This is a genomic window from Klebsiella sp. 2-CIP_Kleb. (assembly GCF_050378715.1).
Taxonomy (GTDB): Bacteria; Pseudomonadota; Gammaproteobacteria; order Enterobacterales; family Enterobacteriaceae; genus Klebsiella; species Klebsiella quasipneumoniae.
In genome coordinates, this window is the sequence record NZ_JBNRLG010000002.1 from 1 (window position 1) to 16,084 (window position 16,084).

A 16,084-nucleotide genomic window follows, 5' to 3' on the forward strand; every position below is an offset into this window, starting at 1 on the left:
CGGTGGTCATAAAGCGAAAAAATTCGGTGGAGCGGTAGTTCAGTCGGTTAGAATACCTGCCTGTCACGCAGGGGGTCGCGGGTTCGAGTCCCGTCCGTTCCGCCACTTATTAAGAGCCCTGAGCATTTGCTCAGGGCTTTTTTGTTTCATCTGTTCCCGATTATTGCTAAATCAGCAAAAATCCTCTGCATTAATCGCTCTTTTTCCCCTCCACACCATCAGCCATAATTTCATCCGTTAACCGAAATGAACAAATAACGAGGAAAAACATGGCAATCCCTGCATTTGGTCTTGGCACCTTCCGTCTGAAAGATGATGTTGTTATCGCATCCGTAAAAACCGCGCTGGAGCTGGGCTATCGTACTATCGACACCGCGCAAATCTATGACAACGAAGCCGCGGTGGGTCAGGCTATCGCTGAGAGCGGCGTGCCGCGTGATGAGTTGTTCGTCACGACCAAAATCTGGATCGAGAACCTGAGCAAAGACAAACTCATCGCCAGCCTGCAAGAGAGCCTGCAGAAGCTGCGCACTGACTATGTTGATCTGACGCTGATCCACTGGCCGTCACCGAACGATGCGGTGGCTGTTGAAGAGTTTATGGCCGCTCTGATGGAAGCGAAGACGCTCGGCCTGACCCGTCAGATCGGTATCTCCAACTTCACTATTCCACTGATGGAGCGCGCGATTGCCGCCGTTGGCGCTGAAAACATTGCTACCAATCAGATTGAGCTCTCGCCGTATCTGCAAAACCGTAAAGTCGTCGATTGGGCGCGTGAGCACGGTATCCATATCACCTCTTACATGACCCTGGCCTACGGTAAGGCACTGAAAGATGAGGTGATTGCCCGTATCGCGGCGAAACATAATGCGACTCCGGCGCAGGTTATCCTGGCATGGGCGATGGGCGAGGGGTACGCGGTAATCCCGTCCTCGACGAAGCGTGAGAACCTGGCCAGCAACCTGAAGGCGTTGGATCTGCAGCTGGATGATGAAGATCGCCAGGCGATCGCTGCGCTGGATTGCAACGATCGGCTGGTGAGCCCGGAAGGTCTGGCGCCGCAGTGGGATTAATCTCCCGCTTCCGGCATGCCTATCAGAGAGTACTACGACAGCTCCTTCGGGAGCTGTTTTACGTGTTCGCTTAGAAAATCAATAAACGCCCTGATACGTGTACTGACGGCTCTGTCGCTGTAGTACACCGCACTGAAGGGCATCTCCACCGGCAAGCGTTTGTCGGCCAGTAGTTCAACAAACTCCCCGCTGGCTATCTCTTTATCCACCATATAATCCGACAGACAGGCAATACCGTTGCCGGTCAGACACAGTTGTTTGAGGGTTTCCCCACTGTTTGATGACACCGCCGCCTCAATCTCTAACAACTGACCATCGCAACAGGAGACTGGCCAGGTGTTCAGAGAGACGGGTTCAGTGAAGCCCAGACACTGATGTTGTTTCAGATCTGACGGATGCTGCGGCACACCGTAGTGCGAGACATACGCTGGCGAGGCGACGATCTTACGATAGCTGGTGAACAGCGGTCGGGCGCGCAGGCTGGAATCCGTTAAGGTTCCGGCCCGTATCGCTACATCCACTTTCCGTTCAATCAGGTTAATAAACGTCTCTGAAGAGACGAGCGACAGCGTCATTTCCGGGTAACGCTCGCGAAACGGCTTCACCAGCGGCATGAGAAAATGCAGCATCACCGGCGTCGCGGCATCCACCCGCAGCAAGCCCCGCGGCGTCGTGCGCGTTTCCAGCAGGTCATTTTCTGCCGCCGCCATCTCCTGCAATACCACCTGCATCCGCCGAAAATAGCGCTCGCCTTCCTCTGTCAGACTGAGCTGGCGGGTGGTCCGATTAAGCAGGCTGACACCAAGCTTTGATTCGAGCTTTTTGACTGCCCGGCTGACGGCAGAGTTGGCCTGACCCAGCTGTTCGGCTGCCCGGCTGAAACTCCCGCTTTCCACTACCGCCACAAAGATGGCGATCTCCTCGGATGTGGCTCTCATTATTGCACCTGTAGCAAAATTCTATTTATACTTTGATGGTTTTTGTTATTTATACAACCCTTCATACTACGTGTCATCTTAATCCTGATGCTACGGAGTAAATTATGCCACTGGCGCTATTTGCCTTAACCATCGGTGCCTTTGCAATTGGCACCACTGAATTCGTGATTGTCGGCCTGGTCCCGACGATTGCCCAACAACTTTCTATCTCTCTACCTTCTGCGGGACTGCTGGTCTCTATCTACGCGCTGGGCGTGGCGATCGGCGCCCCGGTGCTGACGGCATTAACCGGGCGTATGCCGCGTAAACAGCTGCTGCTGGCGTTGATGGTCCTGTTTACGGCGGGTAATGTGCTGGCCTGGCAGGCTCCAGGCTATGAAACGCTGATCCTGGCGCGCCTGCTGACCGGCCTGGCGCACGGCGTGTTCTTTTCTATCGGCTCGACAATCGCCACCAGCCTGGTGGCAAAAGAGAAAGCAGCCTCGGCTATCGCCATTATGTTCGGCGGCCTGACGGTCGCGCTGGTGACCGGCGTTCCCTTTGGCACCTTTATTGGCCAGCATTTCGGCTGGCGTGAAACCTTCCTCGCGGTATCGATTCTGGGTGTAATTGCGCTTGTCAGCAGTCTGATTCTGGTGCCGAATAATATTCCGGGCCGCGCCAGCGCCAGCCTGCGCGATCAGCTGAAAGTCTTAACCCATCCGCGCCTGCTGATGATCTATGCCATTACCGCGCTGGGCTATGGCGGCGTGTTTACCGCTTTTACCTTCCTTGCGCCGATGATGCAGGAGCTGGCCGGCTTCAGCCCCTCAGCGGTGAGCTGGATCCTGCTGGGTTATGGCGTCTCGGTGGCTATCGGCAACGTATGGGGCGGCAAACTGGCCGATAAGCATGGCGCCGTCTCCGCGCTGAAGTTTATCTTCGCCGCGCTGGTTGTGCTGCTGCTGGTGTTCCAGCTGACCGCCAGCGTTCACTATGCCGCGCTGGCAACGGTGCTGGTGATGGGCGTTTTCGCCTTCGGCAACGTGCCGGGTCTGCAGGTCTATGTGGTGCAAAAAGCAGAGCAGTATACCCCGGGGGCTGTCGACATCGCTTCCGGTCTGAATATCGCCGCCTTCAACGTCGGCATCGCGCTGGGATCGATCGTCGGCGGACAGACGGTCGAGCGGTACGGTCTGGCGCAGACGCCGTGGATTGGCGCGGTGATTGTGCTGGTCGCTTTGCTGTTGGTGGTCCTGAGCGGGCGTTTAGATAAATTGCCGCGCCGTTCGGCAGCGCTTTCTCCCGAAGGCTAAGGGTTTCTCGCAAATTGCATTGAAAGTGTATGGGAAAATCCCTATAACAGAAGAACCAGTCGTCGTCGGGCTGGTTTCTGTTATCGAGGATTAATGCCCAAATTGCGAAAGAACACCTACGCCATGCGCTATGTCGCCGGACAACCTGCGGAGAGAATATTGCCTCCGGGGGCGTTTGCGGGCGTGAGTCCGGTTTATCCCGCCGGCACGCCGTTAAGCAGCGATGAGAAGATCCGCGTGCTGGTGTGGAATATCTTCAAACAACAGCGAGCAGAGTGGCAGTCGGTCCTTAAGAATTTTGGCAAAGACGCGCATTTGGTCCTGTTACAGGAGGCGCAGACGACGCCGGAGCTGGTCAGGTTCGCGACCACCAACTATCTGGCCGCCGATCAGGTGCCTGCGCTGGTGCTGCCCCAGCATCCTTCCGGCGTGATGACGCTGGCTTCCGCTCATCCTATCTATTGCTGCCCATTGCGCGAGCGCGAGCCTATTTTGCGTCTGCCTAAATCAGCATTAGTGACTGTCTATCCGCTGCCCGATGCGCGGTTGTTAATGGTGGTCAATATCCATGCCGTCAATTTCAGCCTTGGCGTCGACGTCTACAGCAAACAGCTGCTGCCGATTGGCGATCAGATTGCCCATCACAGCGGGCCGGTGATCATGGCCGGCGACTTCAATGCCTGGAGCCGCCCGCGGATGAACGCCCTGTACCGCTTTGCACGCGAGATGTCGCTGCGTGAAGTTCGTTTCTCTGACGACCAGCGCCGCCGCGCGTTTGGTCGCCCGCTCGATTTTGTGTTCTACCGTGGGTTAAGCGTGCACGATGCTTCCGTGCTGGTAACCCGCGCCTCCGACCACAACCCGCTACTAGTCGAATTCAGTCCCGGCAAGCCTGATTAATTTAAGGTTGGTCAGGCCTGCCATGGGGCAGGCCTGCGCATGCATGGTGCTGCCTTTTATTACTCAAAAAACCGTAAGGACAAGACAACATGACAACACGCTCTCACCATGACAACGTTGAAAAGCAGTTCGGCTCCCAGGCCAGCGCCTATCTGACCAGCGCCGTACACGCCTCTGGTCGCGATCTGCAGCGGCTGGCGGAACGTCTGGCTGATTTTCCGCAGGCGAAAGTGCTGGATATGGGCTGCGGGGCAGGGCACGCCAGCTTTACCGCGGCGGGACAGGTTGCCGAGGTTACCGCCTATGATTTATCGAGCCAGATGCTGGAGGTCGTTGCCGCCGCGGCAAAGGAAAAAGGCTTTAGCAATATCGTGACCCAGCAGGGATATGCTGAAACGCTGCCGTTCGCTAATGCCAGCTTTGATGTGGTGATTAGCCGCTACTCCGCGCACCACTGGCATGATGTCGGCCAGGCGCTGCGTGAGGTGAAACGTGTTCTCAAGCCGGGCGGGGTGATGATCGTGATGGACGTGATGTCGCCGGGCCATGCGGTGCGTGATGTCTGGCTGCAGACCGTGGAAGCCCTGCGCGATACCTCGCACGTGCGTAATTTTTCCAGCGGCGAGTGGCTGACGCTGGCGACGGAGGCGGGCCTGGTGATTAATCGGCTGTTGACCGATCGCCTGCCGCTGGAGTTCAGTTCGTGGGTGGCGCGGATGCGTACCCCTGAGCCGCTGGTGGAGGCGATTCGTTTATACCAGCAGAGCGCCTCGGCGGAGGTGAAAGCCTACTTTGAGTTACAGCAGGATGGTTCCTTTACCAGTGATACCATCATGTTTGAAGCGCATAAAGCGGTTTAATACGGACAACAAAAAAGGCACCGGGGGAAGTCGGTGCCTTTTTATCGAACCCTGACGTATCAGGACTCTGGTCGATCGCTGTTTTTCACAAACAGGGTTAGCTGATCGCCAGGCCGCAGATTGTCGGTATCGCTGTTCCAGCGCATCACGTCGCGAATATTAACACCGTGACGTTTGGCGATGCTAGACAGCGAATCACCTTTGCGAACGCGATAGGTGATGCTATCGCTGTTGTTCGCCAGGCGCTGTGCGCTGCTGCCTGCGCCGACAACCAGACTCTGCCCGACTTTTAACCCTGAACCGCGCAGATTGTTCCACTGCTGCAAATCCCGGGTCGTGACGCCGAGACGGGAAGCAATCCCGGAAATCGTGTCGCCAGAGCGTACCTTATAGCTTCGGCTGGTCAGCGGCGTATTGTCCGCGAGCTGCGTTGGCTGCACGGCGGCAATGTCGCCAGAGGCCAGCGATTCACGCAGTTGGGCTGCGTGCTTCTGCGGCACCATGACATACTTTGGCCCGCTAGCGCCCAGCGTTGACCCCTTTACGCCGGCGTTGAAGGTCTTCAGCTTGCTGACCGGCATACCGGCCATATCCGCGAGCTGAGAAATCTCAACCGGACTGTCGAGGCGAACGCGCGCCAGCGCACGGCTTTCATCAGCCGTAGGCAACTTTACGCCGTAACGTTTGCTGTTTTTGAGGATGTCGCTCAACGCCAGCATTTTCGGTACATAGACTTTCGTTTCATGCGGCAGAGACAGCGACCAGAAATCGGTGGGTTTGCCACGCGAACGGTTCGCTTTCACTGCCTTCATGACCCGACCTTCGCCGCTGTTATATGCCGCGACCGTTAACAACCAGTCGCCGTCGAACATTTTGTTCAGACGTTGCATCATGTCCAGCGCCGCGGTTGTCGATGCGACAACGTCACGACGCGCATCGTAACTGCGGGTCTGTTTTAAACCATAATTGCGCCCTGTGCTCGGAATGATCTGCCAGATGCCTGCGGCATTGGCGCCAGACGTCGCGTGTGGGTCAAAAGCGCTCTCCACTATGGGTAGTAATACCAGTTCCATTGGCATGTTACGTTTCTTAACCTGCCCGGCTATCCAGTACATATACGGCTCTGCCCGTAAAGTTACATCGTGGAGATAGCTCTTATTTCTTAAGTACTTCTGTTTTTGCTCGCGAATCCGGGGGTTATCCGGTATTCCCATCTTTAGCTCGTCGCCTATGGAAGTCCACAGATCCTGGTCTTGCGCGTAGAAGGTTCCATCATCTAACCAGCGCGCTTGACTTGTGAACTTGCCTGCTTCCCCTTGACCAGCCGCAGAAAGGCTCTGTGCTCGCTGTTCGACGGTGCCATCGTGCTTAGACGCCTGGCACCCCACCAGCAGGACAGAGGCGAATAATATCGCTCGTGCCTTCATGTGTGTGTCAATAGTTGCTTAAAAGACGACCAAGGATAACGGCGAAGTTAGCTGATGACAAGAATTAAATGTCAGAATTCGTCTTTCTTTGACCTTAACCACGCAAATCGCGCCACAGAGTGTTGCAATTTTGTTTCTTTGTTAATTTTATCAATTAAATCAACATCATTTACGCGTAAAAATAAATTTATACGCCGCTCGTTTTTCAGAATTACGGGTAGTGTCTTTTGTTTTTTTGCACGTAACTCATTAACTTTATGATAGTAATCGTTTATGTCCCTATCATCAGGCAGGATACTTAACGCAAACTTCATATTCGCTAACGTATATTCATGTGCGCAACATATAATGGTTTCTGCAGGAAGGGCGTTAATTTTCATAAATGATTGATACATTTGCTCTGCGGTGCCTTCGAACAGCCTTCCGCAGCCGCCGGAGAACATTGTGTCGCCGCAAAACAGATAAGGTTCGCTGTAGTAACAGATATGTCCTAATGTGTGACCTGGCGTGGAGAAAATGGAAAAATCGTGACCCAGAATTGACAACCGATCGCCATCGTCTACTACCTGAGTAACCCCCTTATCCTGGGTTTCTGCCGGCCCGTAAACCACCAGAGAGGGGAATTTTTCACGTAATTGTTTTACGCCGCCGACGTGATCCTGATGGTGATGGGTCAGTAAAATGGCCTCGGGCTGCCACTGGTTTTCCTCGATTGCCGCCAGAACCGGCGCGGCCTCGCCCGGATCAACGATGATGCAGCGGCCGTGATTCTCAATGAGAACCCAGATGTAGTTGTCCTGAAACGCGGGAATACTGATAAGATTCATAAATTACCTCTAAAGCGTAGCGGAAGGTGGCAATGAAGCCGGCAAGGATACCTCATACAGTGACAGCGCCTGAGCATTGGTCCAGTATGCCGTGGGGCGAATACTATCGCGAAACGCTTGAACAGCAGATGAAGCCATGGCTGGCTAAATTATATGGCTTTCATCTGCTTAAGATTGGCAATCTGAGCGCGGAAATCAATACCGAAGCTTGCGCCATCTCGCACCAGGTGAATGTCTCGCTGGCGGGAAACCCAATGCAGGTCCGGGCCGACCCGCTGCATTTGCCCTTTGCCGAAAAGTCCGTCGACGCCTGCCTGCTGGCGCATACCCTGCCGTGGTGCAGCGATCCGCATCGCCTGCTGCGGGAGGCCGATCGCGTCCTGATCGATGATGGCTGGATGATCCTGACCGGGTTTAATCCGGTGAGCCTGATGGGGTTGCGTAAACTGGTGCCGGTCCTGCGCAAAGGCACGCCGTACAACAGCCGTATGTTTACGCTGATGCGCCAGCTGGACTGGCTGTCGCTGCTCAACTTTGAAGTGCTGCATTATGGGCGTTATCAGGTTTTACCCTGGTCGCGGCATGGCGGCAAACTGCTGAGCACCCATCTGCCGGCGCTGGGCTGTTTGCAATTGATTGTCGCCCGCAAACGGACCATTCCGCTCACCCTTAATCCGATGAAGTCAGGGAAAGCGAAAACCCAGCTGCGGCCAGCAGTAGGCGCCACCCGGCAGTGGCGCAAGGGGCAAAATTAGCTCTCCGGCTGGTAGCCGATGTCGTCCTGAGTGGGATGGGAGGCCGCCGCGCGGGCCAGCTCGTCGCAGCGTTCGTTTTCTGGATGGCCGGCGTGGCCCTTCACCCACTCCCATTTGATCTTATGCTGGCCAAGCGCGGCGTCCAGCCGCTGCCAGAGGTCGACATTCTTTACCGGTTTTTTCTCTGCCGTTTTCCAGCCGCGCTTTTTCCAGTTGTGGATCCACTGGGTGATCCCCTGGCGGACATACTGGCTGTCGGTGCTGAGCACCACTTCGCAATGCTCTTTTAACGCTTCGAGAGCGACGATCGCCGCCATCAGTTCCATGCGGTTATTGGTGGTCAGACGGTAGCCGGCGCTGAAGGTCTTTTCGTGCTGGCGGTAGCGCATGATGGCGCCGTAACCGCCGGGTCCTGGATTTCCCAGGCAAGAGCCGTCGGTGAAAATTTCTACCTGTTTGAGCATCTCTGGTAGACTTCCTGTAATTGAAATCGATTTGTAAACGATAAGTCTGACATAAATGACCGCTATGAGCACTGCAATTACGCGCCAGATTGTTCTCGATACCGAAACCACCGGTATGAACCAGATCGGGGCGCACTACGAAGGACACAAGATCATTGAGATCGGCGCCGTGGAGGTGATCAACCGCCGCCTGACCGGTAACAATTTCCACGTCTATCTGAAGCCCGATCGGCTGGTGGATCCGGAGGCGTTCGGCGTGCACGGGATCGCCGATGAATTCCTGCTGGATAAACCCACCTTTGCCGATGTGGCTGATGAGTTTATGGATTACATCCGCGGCGCGGAGCTGGTGATCCATAACGCCTCGTTCGATATCGGCTTTATGGATTATGAGTTCGGTAAGCTGAACCGCGGCATCGGAAAAACCGAGACCTTTTGTAAAATCACCGACAGTCTGGCACTGGCGCGGAAAATGTTCCCCGGCAAGCGCAACAGTCTGGATGCGTTATGTTCGCGCTACGAAATAGATAACAGCAAGCGTACGCTGCACGGGGCATTACTCGATGCCCAGATCCTTGCCGATGTCTATTTGATGATGACCGGCGGCCAGACTTCGATGGCGTTCTCTATGGAAGGCGAAAGCCAGCAGCAGGCGGGAGAGATGGGCATTCAGCGCGTCGTCCGCGCCGCCAGCCAGTTACGGGTAGTTTATGCCTCTGATGAAGAACTGGTGAACCATGAATCCCGCCTCGATCTGGTACAAAAGAAAGGCGGAAGCTGCCTGTGGCGTGCCTGATAACCACTAAAATGGATTAAAAGTAGGCGGTTGGGCGATTTTTGCAGCAAACGATTCAAAACGGTAGAAAAAGCGTTGACGGGGTAGAGGGGAATCCGTAATATTCGCCTCGTTCCCAACGGAACAACAACGCGGAGCGGTAGTTCAGTCGGTTAGAATACCTGCCTGTCACGCAGGGGGTCGCGGGTTCGAGTCCCGTCCGTTCCGCCACTATTCAGAAAGCCTGAATCAGCAATGATTCAGGCTTTCGTCGTTTTCGTCGCCGAATTTCAGCGCGCCTCTTGTTCCTCCTGCATACACTGCATGAATACCCGCATCGCAGGACTGATTGCTTTCCCGGCGTGATGGGCGCAGAGCGCATGGATCGTCAGCGGCGTCTCGCTGAACGGCAGCTCGACCAGCGTCCCGCGTTTGAGTTCCTCCTCTACCGCAAAGCGCGGCAGGAAGCTCACCCCCAGATTGCCCGCCACGCACTGTTTGATGCTTTCAATACTCCACAGTTCGATGGTGTTCTCCATGGTAATGCCGCGCTGGCGCAGGGTACTTTCAAAAATCTGCCGGAACACGCACTGGGGCTCGTTGATGATAAAGCTCAATGGGATATGCTGCCGCGGGCGCAGGAAGTCGACCGGCGCCTGATCGACTGACGCGACCAGCGCCAGCGGCTGCGGGCCAAGTTCCATCATGGTGAGTGCATCATCGTTGCCAACCCGGTAAAACACCCCCAGGTCGACTTCGTCAGCGAGCAGCGCATCACGGATGCTGTAGCAATTGAGCGACTGCAGTGACAGGCGGACCTTCGGGGCGCGTTGCTTAAAACGCTGCAGCACCGGCGGCATTTTGTACGCCAGCAGGGTTTCACCAGTGGCGACGCGAAGTTCGCCGCCGGGTTCATCGTCCTGGCGCGCCGCCTGGCGAATCGACGCCATCACTTTGGTCAGATCGTAGACGTGCGGCAGGACATTCTTACCCGCGGCGGTGAGACACATCCGCCGGCCAATTTTCTCAAACAGCGGGATAGCAAGCTCCTGCTCAAGCTGCTGGATATGAAAGGTTACGGTGGACTGGGTGCAGCACAGTTTCTGCGAGGCGCGCAGAAAGGATCCTTCTTCGACAACCGTTTTGAAAGTGATAAAGCGTCGCAGATCCATATTTCCTCTTTATATCGACATTCTCGAATTCAGAATGAAAAAACATTCATTTTTTTAAATTATCAGCTTCGGGTACTGTCTGCCAGTCAAGAGGAGAAAACACGTGACACCTACCCTGATTAGCGCCTTTTTAACTTACACCCTGATCACCGCCCTGACGCCCGGGCCGAATAATATTCTGGCGCTGAGCAGCGTCACCGCGCACGGCTTTCGACGGAGCATGCGGGTTCTGGCCGGCATGAGCCTGGGGTTTGTGATCATCATGCTGATTTGTGCCGGGCTGACGTTCACTCTCGTTACCCTGGATGAGGGGATAACCTCCCTGCTACGCTGGGTCGGCGCGGGGTATATCCTGTGGCTGGCCTGGCACATTGCGCGCAGCGACCCGGCCAGCGGTGGGCAGGAGGAGCGGCCTGTCAGCTTCTGGGCCAGCCTGGGGCTGCAGTTTGTGAATGTAAAAATTATCCTGTACGGCATCACGGCCCTGTCGACCTTTGTTCTGCCGGTGACTCGCGAGCCATTCTGGCTGGTGATGATAAGCCTGTTGCTATCAGTAATAGGCGTTGCCGGCAATCTTTGCTGGGCGCTGGCCGGTCATCTGTTTCAGCCGGTGTTCGAACGCCATGGAAGAGGGTTAAATCTGCTGCTGGCGCTGCTGCTGGTCTGGTGCGCGGTACGAATGTTTATGGAATGAAATAAGGGAGCGTAACGCTCCCCTGCGGTTATTTATCCTGCGGCAGGGCGGGTTGCCCTTCATTTACCCAGGTCATGAAGATTCGGTAGCCGATGGCTAGCAGGGTGGCGCCGAGGAACATACCGAGAATGCCGTTAGAGGCCATTCCACCGAGGGCGCCCAGCAGCACCACCGGCATTGGCGCATCGACTCCGCGCCCCAGCAGCAGAGGTTTGAGGACGTTATCGGCCATACCGGCGACGATCAGCAGGATGGTGTAGAAGATATCCATTCCGGTACTGTGGGTGCCGAGACTCCACATCAGTGCGATGGCCGGGGCCGTCACCAGGATCACCGGCACCTGGGCAATGCCGAGGATCAGGGCAAGTATAAAGAAGATCCCGACGGCGGGAATGCTGGCCATCAGCATGATCACACCGACCAGCAGCGCCTGGATCAATGCCACCCCGATGACGCCCTGGGCGACCGCGCGGATGGTGCTGGTACACAGGCGGGTGAGGGTCACGCCTTTATTTTCATCGGTAATACGGATGGCAATACGCTGGGCGCTGATGGCGCCCGCTGCGCCCCAGGCCATCATAATGCCCGAGACGATAAACGAAATAATAAAGCCAATCAGTCCGCCGCCCATGCTGGCTAATATGCTGAGGAACTGTTTGGCAATATCGCCGATTTGCGAACGGTAATTGCTGAGCAGTCCCGGGAGATCCACGGAAGCCCGCATCCACAGGGCGCTAAGCCGCTCGCCAACGATCGGTAAAGAGGCAATTCGTGAAGAGGGCGGGGGAATGGTAAAGCTCTGGCTACCCATCTTGTCAATCATGGCGCTGGCGCTTTCCGCCAGCGAGGTGATCATCAGCACCGTGGGGATAACAATCAGTAAAATACCTAACAGCACCAGCGCCACCGACGCCAGTCCCTGTTTTCCCGCTAACAGTCTGGCAAAATACTGATGTAAAGGATAGAGCGCCACGGCCAGAATCAACGCCCAGAGCATCATATTGACGAAGGGAGAAAAGACGGTAAAACAGAATGAGGCCAGCGCCAGAATAAGACCGAACCGAATAAACATATCGAGAAAGCGGGTGACCAGCCGTTTTTCTATTAACTGAAGATTATTATTATCCATTTTCCATTACGCTCATTAAATATTCATACGCCAACGCTCAGCCGGGTTCAACAAAACAAGCTGGCAATAGAAAACTCATGATTTACAAAGCAGAAGTGAATTGAAAATGATCTCCGCCCGTTTGGTTGTGGGGTCTTTTAATGAGTGTAGAACAGAAATGAAAGGCGCCCTGTAAATATTCTGTTGGGCGCTGCAAGAGGAATTTCCGCTTTCTTTTCCCGCAGAAGGGGGGAAGAAAGCGGAGGGGGATTAATCCAGAGTAAAAGGATCGGCATCGCGCCAGGCGGGGAATTTTTCACGATATTCCTGGAGGGCGCTCAGCGACAGTTCGGCGTCAAGACGAGTGGCCTGATGCGGATCGGCGGTGGCGACAATCTCCCCCTGGGGACTGATAACCCGGCTATCACCGCGGTAATGATGACCGTTGCCGTCGGTGCCGACCCGGTTACAGCCGGCGACGTAGGCCTGGTTCTCAATCGCGCGGGCGACCAACAGCGACTGCCAGTGCAGCGAGCGCGGCGCCGGCCAGTTCGCCACATACAGCGCCAGATCATAATCGTTAAGGTTACGCGACCATACCGGGAAGCGCAGGTCGTAACAGACCAGCGGCAGGATCCGCCATCCGCGCCATTCAAAGACCACGCGCTTGTCCCCGGCCTCATAGTGATGGTGTTCATCCGCCATACGAAACAGGTGCCGTTTATCATAATGATGAACCGTGCCGTCAGGCTCGACCAGCAGGAAGCGGTTAACGGCCCCGCGCTCAGTTTGCAGCGCGGCGCTGCCGGCGATCAACGCCTGGGTTTGCGCCGCCCGGGCATGCATCCACGCCACCACCTCGGCCTCGGGTAAAGACTGTTTTGCCGCTTCCATCGCAAAGCCGGTGGTAAACATCTCAGGTAAAACAATGATATCGCGCCCGACAATCCCTTCCAGTTGGCGATCAAAATGGCGCAGGTTAGCAGGGCCGTCCATCCAGACCAGCGGTTGTTGCAACAGCGTAATTTTCAGGCCAGGCACAATGGTCAACTCCATTCTCATGAGGGGGTTAGGTTAACTGTAACACCTTATCAGCCTCGCGGCGGTCCGCGGAATATTTTGTTAAAAAAATGCTACTGACAGAAGCCACGGAGGAGGGGGGGACGAAAAAAAGGCGGGGAAAATTCCCCGCCCGGCCTGTGATGTGGTGATTGTTTTATTATGCGGCTTCAACGTTGCGAACTTTTTCCGGCAGCTTTACCGGCTTTGTCGCCAGCTCCTCTGGCGCAAAGTCGTCGACGTTAATGCTGCGTAAGCGACTGTGCTCTGCGCGGGTCAGAATAGCGGCTTCTTCCTGATTTATTAATCCTTTGGCCAGCGCGTTGTGTGCCAGCTCATCCAGACGGGTGAACGGTAGGTTTTTACCCAACTCTTTGCAGATCCGCTGGTGGATAGGATCGGCCGCCATCACTTCCAGCAGGGCCTCTTCCAGCAGGCCGACCGGGTTATGCTCGCTCGGCGTCAGGTACTGACCGCGACCGATGCGGGAGCGGGTGGCGCTGGGCACCTGCAGAATTTTAGCGACTTTATGGTCCAGCTTATCCGACGGCGCATGATGATGACGCCCGGTCGGGAAGATGACCAGCCGCATTGCGCCAGCCACCAGACGGTTGGGGAAGTTTTTCAGCAGATCGTCGATGGCCTGCTCGGCCTGATGCAGCGCATCCTGCACCCCCCAGTGAACCAGCGGCAGATCGGCTTCGTTGCGTCCTTCATCGTCATAGCGTTTCAGCACCGCCGAGGCCAGGTACAGCTGGCTTAACACATCCCCCAGACGCGCGGAGATACGTTCGCGACGCTTGAGACTGCCCCCCAGCACCGCCATCGAGACGTCTGACAGCAGCGCCAGGTTCGCGCTCAGGCGGTTCATTTGCTGATAGTAGCGGCGGGTGACGTCGCGGGTCGGCGCGCTGCTGGTGCGTCCGCCGGTCAGGCCCAACCAGAAACTCCGTACTTTGTTGCTGCCGACATGGCCGATATGTTTGAACAGCAGCTTGTCATAGGCGTTCAGGTCGTTGTTCTGCGCGGCGGCCATCTCCTCCAGCACGTACGGATGGCAGCGGATCGCACCCTGACCGAAGATCATCATGCTGCGGGTCAGAATGTTCGCCCCTTCCACGGTGATGGCGATAGGCGCGCCCTGATAGGCCCGGGCGAGGAAGTTGCCTTCGCCCAGCATAATGCCTTTCCCGCCGGTAATATCCATTGCGTCGATAATGGAGCGCTGGCCGCGGTGGGTGCAGTGATATTTCACGATCGCGGAGAGCACCGCCGGTTTCTCGCCGAGCATAATGCCGTAGGTGATAAGCGACGCCGCAGCGTCCATTACATAAGCATTACCGGCAATGCGCGCCAGCGCCTCTTCAATCCCTTCCATTTTACCGATCGAGATTTTGAACTGGCGGCGAATATGGGCGTAAGCCCCGGTCGCCATAGCCACCGATTTCAGGCCGCCGGTGGAGTTGGACGGCAGAGTAATACCGCGTCCCACCGACAGACATTCAACCAGCATGCGCCAGCCCTGACCGGCCATCCCCGGCCCACCAATGATGTAATCGATCGGCACGAAGATATCTTTGCCGCGGGTTGGGCCGTTCTGGAAAGGGACGTTAAGCGGGAAGTGACGACGGCCAATTTCCACGCCCGGGGTGGAGGTCGGGATCAGCGCGCAGGTGATGCCCAGCTCTTCTTCTCCCCCCAGCAGACGATCCGGGTCAGAAAGTTTAAACGCCAGTCCCAGCACGGTGGCGATAGGCGCCAGCGTAATGTAGCGTTTGTTCCATGTCAGGCGCATACCCAGCACCTGCTGGCCCAGCCAGTCACCCATGCAGACCACGCCGGTATCCGGAATGGCGCCGGCGTCAGAGCCCGCTTCCGGGCTAGTGAGAGCGAAGCAGGGGATCTCCTGCCCGCGCGCCAGACGCGGCAGATAATGGTTTTTCTGCTCTTCGGTACCGTAATGCTGCAGCAGCTCGCCCGGCCCCAGTGAGTTCGGGACGCCGACGGTGATCGCCAGAATGCCGGAGACGCCAGAGAGCTTCTGCAGCACCCGCGACTGGGCATAAGCGGAGAATTCAAGCCCGCCATACTCTTTCTTAATGATCATCGCGAAGAAGCGATGCTCTTTCAGATACGCCCACAGCTCCGGCGGCAGATCGGCCATTTCGTGGGTGATGGCGAAGTCGTTGGCCATCCGGCAGGCTTCTTCCACCGGGCCGTCGAGGAAGGCTTGCTCTTCGGCGGTCAGACGCGGCTGCGGATAGTTATGCAGCTTGTGCCAGTCAGGGTTGCCGCGAAACAGATCCCCTTCCCACCAGGTGGTCCCGGCGTCGATGGCTTCTTTTTCAGTACGCGACATCGGCGGCATCACCTTGCGGAAAGCGCGAAACGCCGGTGCGGAAATCATGGATTTACGCATAGGCGCAAAGTTAAACGGCAACAGAATGATCGCCAGCGGCAGCAGCAGCCAGATATTCCACAGACCGGCCGCGCCGAGCGCTGCGGTCCAGGCGAGCAAGATCACGCTGCTGAGCAGCAGGCTGACCCGGTGATAGAAGAGCGCACCGAGTAAAACAACGGTTGCAACAATACTCAAAATCATCATAGAGAAATGCTCCCTGTGCTTGTAGGAGGTCTGACCACTTGTGATGTATTGGTTGTAGTGCATGCTTTTTTATTTAGCAATGTGTTTACAAAATAATTACAACCTTGCTCACATTGTTGTATGCAAAAGCGG

The 16,084-nt window shown here is 56.1% G+C and carries 15 protein-coding genes and 2 tRNA genes; 9 read left to right on the plus strand and 8 right to left on the minus strand.

The genetic code is table 11. The annotated features are described in order from the left end of the window. Positions 1–28 precede the first annotated feature (28 nt). Positions 29–105: transfer RNA gene (locus ACQUTP_RS07945), tRNA-Asp, on the plus strand. A gap of 164 nt (positions 106–269) precedes the next feature. After that, positions 270–1,073, plus strand: coding sequence for a 2,5-didehydrogluconate reductase DkgB (gene dkgB, locus ACQUTP_RS07950; RefSeq protein ID WP_080935969.1), 804 nt, complete (start codon positions 270–272; stop codon positions 1,071–1,073). 32 nt (positions 1,074–1,105) lie between these two features. On the opposite strand, the gene yafC is transcribed toward dkgB, so the two are convergent. After that, positions 1,106–2,011 carry a DNA-binding transcriptional regulator YafC gene (yafC, locus tag ACQUTP_RS07955; protein ID WP_285755546.1) on the minus strand — a complete coding sequence of 302 codons (906 nt, stop codon included), beginning with the start codon at positions 2,009–2,011 and terminating at the stop codon, positions 1,106–1,108. Positions 2,012–2,115: 104 nt separating this feature from the next. Between yafC and ACQUTP_RS07960 the strand changes: the two genes are divergently transcribed. The 3 genes from ACQUTP_RS07960 to ACQUTP_RS07970 all read left to right on the plus strand — a co-directional run bounded on the left by ACQUTP_RS07960 (position 2,116) and on the right by ACQUTP_RS07970 (position 5,066). Then, positions 2,116–3,306, plus strand: coding sequence for an MFS transporter (locus ACQUTP_RS07960; protein WP_032455586.1), 1,191 nt, complete (start codon positions 2,116–2,118; stop codon positions 3,304–3,306). Positions 3,307–3,408: 102 nt separating this feature from the next. After that, a complete protein-coding gene (locus ACQUTP_RS07965) occupies positions 3,409–4,206 on the plus strand; it encodes an endonuclease/exonuclease/phosphatase family protein (protein ID WP_004204614.1) in 798 nt (265 codons plus the stop codon). An 89-nt stretch (positions 4,207–4,295) separates the two neighbouring features. Then, positions 4,296–5,066, plus strand: coding sequence for a class I SAM-dependent methyltransferase (locus ACQUTP_RS07970; RefSeq protein ID WP_080935968.1), 771 nt, complete (start codon positions 4,296–4,298; stop codon positions 5,064–5,066). Between the two features lie 59 nt (positions 5,067–5,125). Here ACQUTP_RS07970 and mltD read toward each other — a convergent pair whose 3' ends face one another. Both mltD and gloB read right to left on the minus strand, forming a co-directional pair. Next, positions 5,126–6,493, minus strand: a complete 1,368-nt coding sequence (mltD, locus tag ACQUTP_RS07975) for a murein transglycosylase D (protein WP_017901308.1) — start codon at positions 6,491–6,493, stop codon at positions 5,126–5,128. 71 nt (positions 6,494–6,564) lie between these two features. Then, positions 6,565–7,320, minus strand: a complete 756-nt coding sequence (gloB, locus tag ACQUTP_RS07980) for a hydroxyacylglutathione hydrolase (protein ID WP_004204618.1) — start codon at positions 7,318–7,320, stop codon at positions 6,565–6,567. A gap of 32 nt (positions 7,321–7,352) precedes the next feature. On the opposite strand from gloB, the gene ACQUTP_RS07985 reads away from it, so the two are divergent. After that, positions 7,353–8,075, plus strand: a complete 723-nt coding sequence (locus ACQUTP_RS07985) for a class I SAM-dependent methyltransferase (protein WP_004204619.1) — start codon at positions 7,353–7,355, stop codon at positions 8,073–8,075. Here ACQUTP_RS07985 and rnhA read toward each other — a convergent pair. Then, on the minus strand, positions 8,072–8,539 hold the full coding sequence (rnhA, locus tag ACQUTP_RS07990; protein ID WP_004204620.1) for a ribonuclease HI: 468 nt from the start codon (positions 8,537–8,539) through the stop codon (positions 8,072–8,074). The two genes, ACQUTP_RS07985 and rnhA, sit on opposite strands and share 4 nt — an antisense overlap. Before the next feature lie 64 nt (positions 8,540–8,603). On the opposite strand from rnhA, the gene dnaQ reads away from it, so the two are divergent. Continuing rightward, positions 8,604–9,335 (plus strand): DNA polymerase III subunit epsilon, encoded by a 732-nt coding sequence (gene dnaQ / locus ACQUTP_RS07995; RefSeq protein ID WP_004204621.1) that lies wholly within the window; start codon positions 8,604–8,606, stop codon positions 9,333–9,335. A gap of 133 nt (positions 9,336–9,468) precedes the next feature. After that, a tRNA-Asp gene (locus ACQUTP_RS08000) sits at positions 9,469–9,545 on the plus strand. Between the two features lie 59 nt (positions 9,546–9,604). Here the strand turns inward: ACQUTP_RS08000 and ACQUTP_RS08005 are convergent. Continuing rightward, on the minus strand, positions 9,605–10,486 hold the full coding sequence (locus tag ACQUTP_RS08005; RefSeq protein ID WP_012968890.1) for a LysR family transcriptional regulator: 882 nt from the start codon (positions 10,484–10,486) through the stop codon (positions 9,605–9,607). Between the two features lie 103 nt (positions 10,487–10,589). Between ACQUTP_RS08005 and eamB the strand changes: the two genes are divergently transcribed. Further along, positions 10,590–11,180: a cysteine/O-acetylserine transporter gene (gene eamB, locus ACQUTP_RS08010; protein ID WP_004204623.1), complete on the plus strand. Its 591-nt coding sequence runs from the start codon at positions 10,590–10,592 to the stop codon at positions 11,178–11,180. Between the two features lie 28 nt (positions 11,181–11,208). Here eamB and ACQUTP_RS08015 read toward each other — a convergent pair whose 3' ends face one another. The 3 genes from ACQUTP_RS08015 to fadE form a co-directional block, all read right to left on the minus strand. After that, positions 11,209–12,309: an AI-2E family transporter gene (locus ACQUTP_RS08015; protein ID WP_048294202.1), complete on the minus strand. Its 1,101-nt coding sequence runs from the start codon at positions 12,307–12,309 to the stop codon at positions 11,209–11,211. Between the two features lie 249 nt (positions 12,310–12,558). Continuing rightward, positions 12,559–13,329 carry an amidohydrolase gene (locus ACQUTP_RS08020; protein WP_004204628.1) on the minus strand — a complete coding sequence of 257 codons (771 nt, stop codon included), beginning with the start codon at positions 13,327–13,329 and terminating at the stop codon, positions 12,559–12,561. A gap of 178 nt (positions 13,330–13,507) precedes the next feature. After that, on the minus strand, positions 13,508–15,952 hold the full coding sequence (fadE, locus tag ACQUTP_RS08025) for an acyl-CoA dehydrogenase FadE (protein WP_065803181.1): 2,445 nt from the start codon (positions 15,950–15,952) through the stop codon (positions 13,508–13,510). Between the last annotated feature and the right edge of the window lie 132 nt (positions 15,953–16,084).

Bases quoted from the DNA above. Each gene is read 5' to 3' on its own strand.
- yafC (WP_285755546.1), bottom strand. From the start codon at position 2,011: ATGAGAGCCACATCCGAGGAGATCGCCATCTTTGTGGCGGTAGTGGAA.
- ACQUTP_RS07985 (WP_004204619.1), top strand. From the start codon at position 7,353: ATGAAGCCGGCAAGGATACCTCATACAGTGACAGCGCCTGAGCATTGG.
- gloB (WP_004204618.1), bottom strand. From the start codon at position 7,320: ATGAATCTTATCAGTATTCCCGCGTTTCAGGACAACTACATCTGGGTT.
- rnhA (WP_004204620.1), bottom strand. From the start codon at position 8,539: ATGCTCAAACAGGTAGAAATTTTCACCGACGGCTCTTGCCTGGGAAAT.
- mltD (WP_017901308.1), bottom strand. From the start codon at position 6,493: ATGAAGGCACGAGCGATATTATTCGCCTCTGTCCTGCTGGTGGGGTGC.
- ACQUTP_RS07970 (WP_080935968.1), top strand. From the start codon at position 4,296: ATGACAACACGCTCTCACCATGACAACGTTGAAAAGCAGTTCGGCTCC.
- dkgB (WP_080935969.1), top strand. From the start codon at position 270: ATGGCAATCCCTGCATTTGGTCTTGGCACCTTCCGTCTGAAAGATGAT.
- dnaQ (WP_004204621.1), top strand. From the start codon at position 8,604: ATGAGCACTGCAATTACGCGCCAGATTGTTCTCGATACCGAAACCACC.
- ACQUTP_RS07960 (WP_032455586.1), top strand. From the start codon at position 2,116: ATGCCACTGGCGCTATTTGCCTTAACCATCGGTGCCTTTGCAATTGGC.
- ACQUTP_RS08005 (WP_012968890.1), bottom strand. From the start codon at position 10,486: ATGGATCTGCGACGCTTTATCACTTTCAAAACGGTTGTCGAAGAAGGA.
- fadE (WP_065803181.1), bottom strand. From the start codon at position 15,952: ATGATGATTTTGAGTATTGTTGCAACCGTTGTTTTACTCGGTGCGCTC.
- ACQUTP_RS08015 (WP_048294202.1), bottom strand. From the start codon at position 12,309: ATGGATAATAATAATCTTCAGTTAATAGAAAAACGGCTGGTCACCCGC.